The organism is Klebsiella sp. Ech2A (assembly GCF_030078455.1).
In the GTDB taxonomy this organism is placed as follows: Bacteria; Pseudomonadota; Gammaproteobacteria; order Enterobacterales; family Enterobacteriaceae; genus Klebsiella; species Klebsiella terrigena.
Genome location: NZ_JAQGFU010000243.1, coordinates 1 through 5750, shown reverse-complemented (window position 1 = coordinate 5750; position 5750 = coordinate 1). Strand labels below are relative to the sequence as shown.

Genomic DNA, 5750 nt, shown 5'->3' with positions numbered 1-5750 from the left:
ATCTTATGCTTCTCCGCCATTAAACGCACGAGGCGTTTTAACGCCAGCGCATCATCGCAGGCGTCGAGCACGTTATCGGTGTGGTAAAGGTTGATTTCAAACTGCCCCGGCGAGGCTTCCGCGACCGCGCCGTCGGCCGGGATCAGCTGCAGCTGGGCCAGCTCGTCGATATCATTCAGCACGTCGGCGAAGTGGTTGAGGTTATCCACGGAGTAAACCTGGCTTTGGGTGTTGCGCACGTCGGTGCCCGGCGCGCAGGGCGGCTGGAGATAGCCTTCGGCATCGCGCTTGCGATCGAGTAAATAGAACTCCAGCTCTACCGCTACCACGGGGAACAGCCCGCGCTGGCGCAGCTGCTGCCAGAGGCGGTTAAGTACGTTCCGCGGCTCAACGTCAAAGGGAGCGCCATCTTCATCAACCATGGTCAGCAGCACCTGGCCGATGTATTGCGGATCGGCGGCGGAAGGGGTTAAGGTGCCCGGCACCGGGACGCAGGTGCAGTCCGGCTCGCCCATATCCTGGCCGAGGCCCGCCTCTTCCACCACGTTGCCCAAAATATCCATCGCAAAAACCGACGCCGGGAAGTAGCAGCCCTTCTCCAGCTTGCTGAGGCTGGAGACCGGGATGCGCTTGCCGCGGAAGCAGCCGTTCAGGTCGGTTAACAGCACGTCGACGTACTGGGTATCAGGGTAGCTTTCAAGGTAGCGCTTTACTTCAGCAGTAAATGCGCTGCCCCGTCTCTCTTCTGACTGCTGAACAAAATTCTCAACTTCTACGATATTGGTTTCCATCATTCACCGCCGTTGTGTTGGTTTCGGACTTCGGCCTGCTTGCCGTTAAATATAATGTCCACCATTCGAATGTGTATGCAAACAAAATGTTTGTCAAATGTTAAATTAAGTTTGCAAACGGCTATTTTCGCTGCTAGATTGAGAAAATATTGAACGATATGGCCTTTTAACACCCTAAATGGTCATAATTTAGTCCACTTTGTGAGGGCGATCATGGAAAATATAATGTACAAGCCAGTTATTGGCGTCGTGATGTGCAGGAACAGGCTTAAGGGTCACCAGACCCAGACCCTGCAGGAGAAGTACCTGAATGCGATTATTCACGCCGGCGGGCTGCCGATCGCCCTGCCGCACGCCCTGGCCGAACCGGAAATGCTTGCCGCTCTGTTACCCAGGCTGGACGGCATCTACCTGCCAGGCAGCCCCAGCAACGTCCAGCCGCACCTTTATGGTGAAAACGGCGATGAGCCTGACGCCGATCCCGGGCGTGATCTTCTGAGCATGGCATTAATTGCCGCCGCACTCGAAAGGCGCATCCCCATTTTCGCCATCTGCCGTGGGTTGCAGGAACTGGTTGTCGCCACTGGCGGGACTCTGTATCGTCGTCTTTTCGAGCAGCCGGAACTGCTTGAACATCGCGAAGACCCCGAGCTTCCGGTAGAGGAGCAGTACGCTCCCTCTCACGAGGTTCAGGTGCAGGAAGGAGGATTACTTTCTCAGTTAATACCGGGCTGCAACACGTTTTGGGTAAACTCGCTACACGGGCAGGGAGCAAAAACATTAGGCCCACGTCTGCGCGTGGAGGCCCGCTCTTCGGACGGGCTGGCGGAAGCGGTCAGCGTTAACGACCACCCTTTCGCGCTGGGCGTACAGTGGCATCCTGAATGGAACAGTAGCGAATACGCCCTGTCGCGTATGTTGTTTGAAGGTTTTATCACCGCCTGTCAGAACCACGTTGCTGAAAAGCAGCGGCTCTGACCACTACAGTTAAGGAAATGCAAATATGAGCGATGACGGACTGGCGCCAGGGAAACGTCTGTCAGCGATCCGGCAACAGCTGGGTCTCTCACAGCGTCGTGCCGCCGAACTGTCTGGGTTAACACATAGTGCCATCAGTACCATAGAGCAGGATAAAGTCAGTCCTGCCATCAGCACGCTGCAAAAGCTGCTGAAAGTCTATGGGCTGTCGCTCTCGGAATTCTTTTCTGAACCAGAAAAACCTGATGAACCGCAGGTGGTTATTAATCAGGATGACCTTATCGAAATGGGCAGTCAGGGCGTTTCGATGAAGCTGGTTCACAACGGAAATCCGAACCGTACGCTGGCGATGATTTTTGAAACTTACCAGCCTGGAACCACTACCGGGGAGAGGATCAAACATCAGGGTGAGGAGATAGGCACCGTACTGGAAGGTGAAGTTGTGCTGATTGTTAACGGTCAGTCGTACCACCTGGTTGCCGGGCAAAGCTATGCCATTAATACCGGCATACCGCACAGCTTCAGCAATACTTCGGCAGGCGTTTGCCGAATTATCAGTGCCCATACCCCCACCACGTTCTAATTTTTAGCCTGAGCTGGTTTCAGGTTTTCTTCAGGCCCGCGCCGGCGGATGAAATATTTCCGCCGGCGCGAAGAGTACGCAAATAATCTATTTGCGCAGCGCGGGAATATCACTCTGCGCCGGCCTCAATAAAATGCGCCAATAAATAGCGCTGAACGGTATCTGACTCCGGGGATCTTCCGTATCCCAACGCATCGGCTTGCGCTCTGGCCGAAGCCGCCCCGCGCTGTCTGAAAATACCGAATATTATTATCCGATTACTTTATGAATACTCTTACCCGCTTATATTATGATGGAGTCTATATATGGATTTTCAGCATCTAAACTACTGGCAGGAAAAAGCAAACAGCCTGCAACCGGAAACCCGTTTATTTATTAATGGTGAATATTGCGCCGCCGCCGATAATAGCACCTTTGAAACCATCGACCCCGCCGCTCAGCAAACGCTGGCCCACGTGGCGCGCGGAAAAAAAGCCGACGTCGAGCTTGCCGTTCAGGCCGCGCGCAGCGTCTTCGATCGCGGCGACTGGTCCCAGGCCTCGCCGGCCCGACGTAAAGCGGTACTGCATAAATTTGCCGATCTGATGGAAGCCCATCGCGAAGAGCTGGCCCTGCTGGAAACCCTCGACACCGGCAAACCGATTCGCCACAGCCTGCGCGACGATATTCCCGGCGCGGCCCGCGCGATCCGCTGGTACGCCGAGGCCATCGATAAAGTCTATGGCGAAGTTGCCCCGACCGGCGTGAACGAGCTGGCGATGATCGTCCGCGAGCCGATTGGCGTCGTCGCCGCGGTGGTGCCGTGGAACTTCCCCCTGCTGCTGGCCTGCTGGAAGCTGGGCCCGGCGCTGGCTGCCGGCAATAGCGTGATCCTTAAGCCGTCAGAAAAATCGCCGCTCAGCGCGCTGCGCCTTGCCGGGCTGGCAAAAGAGGCCGGGCTGCCGGACGGCGTGCTCAACGTCATCAGCGGCTTCGGCCACGAGGCGGGCCAGGCCCTCTCACTGCACCCGGACGTTGAGGTCATCACCTTTACCGGCTCGACTCGCACCGGCAAGCAGCTGCTAAAAGATGCCGGCGACAGCAATATGAAGCGCGTGTGGCTGGAGGCCGGCGGCAAAAGCGCCAACATCGTCTTCGCCGACTGCCCCGATCTGCAAAAAGCGGTGAACGCCACCGCCGGCGGCATCTTCTACAACCAGGGCCAGGTGTGCATTGCCGGTACCCGCCTGCTGGTGGAAGAGAGCATCGCCGACGAATTTCTCGCGCGTCTGCAGGAGCAGGCGAGCCTCTGGCAGCCGGGCAATCCGCTCGACCCGAACACCACGATGGGCATGCTTATCGATAACGCCCACGCCGACAGCGTTCACAGCTTTATTCGCGCCGGGGAGAGCAAAAGCGCCCTGCTGCTCGACGGGCGCAAAAACCCGTGGCCGGCGGCCATTGGCCCGACCATTTTTGTCGACGTCGATCCCGCCTCGACCATCAGCCGGGAAGAGATCTTCGGCCCGGTGCTGGTGGTGACCCGCTTCAAAACGGAAGAACAGGCGCTGCAGCTGGCCAACGACAGCCGCTACGGCCTCGGCGCCGCGGTGTGGACCCGCGATCTCTCCCGCGCCCACCGCCTGAGCCGCCGCCTGAAGGCCGGCTCGGTCTTCGTCAACAACTATAACGATGGTGATATGACCGTACCTTTCGGCGGCTACAAGCAGAGCGGAAACGGACGCGATAAGTCCCTGCATGCGCTGGAAAAATTCACCGAACTGAAAACCATCTGGATTGCTCTGGAGTCCTAATCATGACCGAACATACCACCAGCTATTACGCCGCCAGCGCCAACGCCTACGAGCCGTTCCCGACGCTGGATGAATCCATCAGCTGCGACGTCTGCGTCGTCGGCGGCGGCTATACCGGCCTCTCTTCGGCCCTGCATCTTGCGGAACTTGGCTATGACGTGGTGCTGCTGGAAGGCGCGCGCATCGGCTTCGGCGCCAGCGGGCGCAACGGCGGCCAGCTGGTTAACTCCTACAGCCGCGATATCGACGTCATTGAACGCACCTACGGCCCGGATGCGGCAAAAATGCTGGGCAGCATGATGTTTGAGGGCGGGGATATTATCCGCGAACGCATCAAGCGCTATCAGATTGCCTGCGACTACCGTCCCGGCGGCCTGTTTGTGGCGATGAACCACAAGCAGCTGGAGACGCTGGAAGAGCAAAAAGAAAACTGGGAGCGCTACGGCAATAGCCAGCTGGAGCTGCTGGACGCCAGCGCTATCCGTCGCGAAGTCAACAGCGATCGCTACACCGGCGCGCTGCTCGACCGCAGCGGTGGCCATATTCATCCCCTGAATCTGGCTATCGGCGAAGCGGACGCCATCCGCCTCAACGGCGGCCGGGTGTACGAACGGTCGCCGGTCACGCAGATTCAGCACACCAGCCCGGCGGTGGTCAGCACCGCCCGCGGCCAGGTCACCGCGCGCTACGTTATCGTCGCCGGTAACGCCTATCTCGGCGATAAGCTCGAGCCGGAGCTGGCGAAGCGCAGCATGCCCTGCGGCACCCAGGTGGTCACCACCGAGCCGCTCTCCGAGGAGCTCGCGCGCTCGCTGATCCCGCAGAACTACTGCGTGGAGGACTGCAACTACCTGCTGGATTACTACCGCTTAACCGGCGATAACCGCCTGCTCTACGGCGGCGGCGTGGTGTACGGCGCCCGGGACCCGGACGACATCGAGCGCCTGATTATGCCCAAGCTGCTGAAAACCTTCCCCCAGCTGAAGGGCGTGAAGATCGACTACCGCTGGACCGGCAACTTCCTGCTGACCCTCTCGCGGATGCCGCAGTTCGGCCGTCTCGATAAGAACATTTACTACATGCAGGGCTACAGCGGCCACGGCGTCACCTGCACGCACCTCGCCGGCAGGCTGATTTCCGAGCTGCTGCGCGGCGACGCCGAGCGCTTCGACGCCTTTGCCAAACTGCCGCACTACCCGTTCCCGGGCGGGCGCAGCCTGCGCATTCCGTTCACCGCGATGGGTGCCGCCTACTACAGCCTGCGCGATCGCCTCGGGGTGTAAGCCTCCGCGCCGGTCAACGTCATTAATTTTTGCTAAAAAGGTGTGAAACATGAGCAACAGCGAATTTCATCAGCGTCGTCTTGCAGCAACCCCGCGCGGCGTGGGCGTGATGTGCAACTTCTTTGCCCAATCGGCGCAAAACGCCACCCTGACCGACGTCGAAGGTCGGGATTACATCGACTTTGCCGCCGGGATCGCCGTGCTGAATACCGGACATCGCCATCCGGAGCTGGTCGCCGCCGTGCAGCAGCAGCTGCAGCAGTTTACCCATACCGCCTACCAGATTGTGCCCTACGAGAGCTACGTGGCGCTGGCCGAGAAG

General features: G+C 58.9%; 6 protein-coding genes. 5 read left to right on the top strand and 1 reads right to left on the bottom strand.

What is annotated here, in order from left to right; translation table 11 throughout:
• Window positions 1-791 (bottom strand): type I glutamate--ammonia ligase (locus tag PFH44_RS24325; RefSeq protein ID WP_463671573.1); only part of this gene is annotated, 791 nt, incomplete at its 3' end.
• Between the two features lie 225 nt (window positions 792-1016).
• Between PFH44_RS24325 and puuD the strand changes: the two genes are divergently transcribed.
• The 5 genes from puuD to PFH44_RS24300 form a co-directional block, all read left to right on the top strand.
• Window positions 1017-1769 carry a gamma-glutamyl-gamma-aminobutyrate hydrolase gene (puuD, locus tag PFH44_RS24320; RefSeq protein WP_200842835.1) on the top strand — a complete coding sequence of 251 codons (753 nt, stop codon included), beginning with the start codon at window positions 1017-1019 and terminating at the stop codon, window positions 1767-1769.
• Between the two features lie 25 nt (window positions 1770-1794).
• Window positions 1795-2352, top strand: a complete 558-nt coding sequence (gene puuR / locus PFH44_RS24315; RefSeq protein WP_283826419.1) for an HTH-type transcriptional regulator PuuR — start codon at window positions 1795-1797, stop codon at window positions 2350-2352.
• Between the two features lie 305 nt (window positions 2353-2657).
• Window positions 2658-4145, top strand: a complete 1488-nt coding sequence (gene puuC, locus PFH44_RS24310; RefSeq protein WP_283826418.1) for an aldehyde dehydrogenase PuuC — start codon at window positions 2658-2660, stop codon at window positions 4143-4145.
• Between the two features lie 2 nt (window positions 4146-4147).
• Complete coding sequence (locus tag PFH44_RS24305; protein WP_283826417.1) at window positions 4148-5428, top strand: NAD(P)/FAD-dependent oxidoreductase; 1281 nt, start codon at window positions 4148-4150, stop codon at window positions 5426-5428.
• 49 nt (window positions 5429-5477) lie between these two features.
• The coding region (locus PFH44_RS24300; protein WP_283826416.1) for an aminotransferase class III-fold pyridoxal phosphate-dependent enzyme at window positions 5478-5750 on the top strand (273 nt) is incomplete at its 3' end.